Raw genomic sequence first — 1692 nt, forward strand, 5'->3', positions numbered from 1 at the left:
CCAAGGCGCAGGGCCTGCCAGCCAGCGTCCAGCGCCTGTTGCCACCGTACGATCGCCGCCGCCTTCGCCCCGTTATCGGCCAGCCGCGTGCGGTAGGCTCCCGCCACGGCAGGTAGTAGCCCTGCGTATAGTCGCGTACCGTCCGGCTGGCGGAAAAACGCGGGGTCAGCCGGGCCATGCTTTCGCGCATCATGCCCACCCACTGCTGCGGGATGCCGTTGCCGTCGCGCTGGTAGAACAGGGGAATGATCTCACGCTCCAGCGTGGCGTACAGGCTTTCGGCATCCTGGGCGTCGCGCTGGGGGCCGGTTGTGGTGGCGGTGTCGTCGCCAATGGCCCAGCCCACATCGGGCGCGCAGGCTTCGGCCCACCAGCCGTCACGTTCCGATATGTTGAGCCCCCCGTTCACCAGTACTTTCATGCCGCTGGTGCCACAGGCTTCCCACGGGCGCAGGGGAGTGTTGATCCACAGATCCACGCCTTCGACCATCTGGCGGGCGATGGACATGTCATAATCCGCCAGAAAAGTGACCCGCCCGCACACGTCCGGACGCTGGAGAAAGGTGATCCACCGCATGATCAGCGCCTGCCCCGCCATGTCCTGCGGGTGGGCCTTGCCCGCGATCACCAGTTGCACCGGGCGTTCCGCGCAACACAGCATGCGGGCCAGCCGGTCGGGATCGTGCAGGAGCAGGTCGGGGCGTTTGTAGGTGGCGAACCGCCGCGCGAAGCCGATGGTCAGCACATCGGGCTTAAAATCCGGCTGCGGCAGGCATTGCATGCGCCGCTCCCCATGAAAGCACGCGCGCGCCCTGTGGCTGGTCGTGATGAAATCGACCAGTGCCGCGCGTGACAGGCAGCGGCAGCGCCACAGGTCGTGGCTGGCGAGGGCGTGGAGGTCACGCTCCACCGTATCGACCGCGCCGCGCCAGCGGTCCTTGCCCGTGGCGGTGGTCCACATCGCATCGGCGGCGGCGGAATCCCATGTGGGCATGTGCACGCCGTTGGTGACATGACCGACCGGCACCTGCGCCTGTGGCCAGCGCGGGAAAAGCGGGTTGAACAGCGCGCGGCTGACCTGCCCGTGCAGGCGGCTGACACCATTGACCGCACTGCTGACCCGCATGGCCAGGAAAGCCATGTTGAACGGGGCCTCCGTATCCTGCCGCGCCGCGTTGCCACGGCCCAGCGCCAGCACATCGGCAATATCCACCCCCAGGTCATTGGCGGCGTAAAAGGACAGGTGACTGGCGACCATGAGCGGCGTGAACCGGTCAAACCCGGCAGGCACGGCGGTATGGGTGGTGAAGATCGTGCCCGCGCGCGCGATTGTCAGCGCCTGTGTAAAGGGGATGCCCAGATCCTCCATCAGCCCGCGCGCGCGTTCCAGCGCGGCGAAGGCGGCGTGCCCCTCGTTCAGGTGGCAGACATCGGGCCGGAAGTTCAGGGCGCGCAGCAGCCGCCACCCGCCAATGCCCAGCACCAGTTCCTGGCGCAGCCGCAATTCGGCATCGCCGCCGTAAAGCTGGGTTGTGATGCAGCGTATGTCGGCCGGATTGTCGGGGTCGTTCGTGTCCAGCAGGTAGAGCGTCGTGCGCCCCACCGTGGCCTGCCACGCGCGCAGCCAGATCCGCCCCGTCGAGATCCGGAACGGCAGGCGCAGGCGGTCGCCATGGCTGTCGCGCACCGGGC

Annotated in this window: 1 protein-coding gene; it reads right to left on the bottom strand. The window is 67.9% G+C overall.

Features of this window, described 5'->3' with window-relative positions; all coding sequences use genetic code 11:
• The coding region (glgP, locus tag JCM25156_RS25290) for an alpha-glucan family phosphorylase (protein WP_242402707.1) at window positions 1-1687 on the bottom strand (1687 nt) is incomplete at its 3' end.
• Between the last annotated feature and the right edge of the window lie 5 nt (window positions 1688-1692).

It is taken from the genome of Komagataeibacter kakiaceti JCM 25156 (assembly GCF_000613305.1).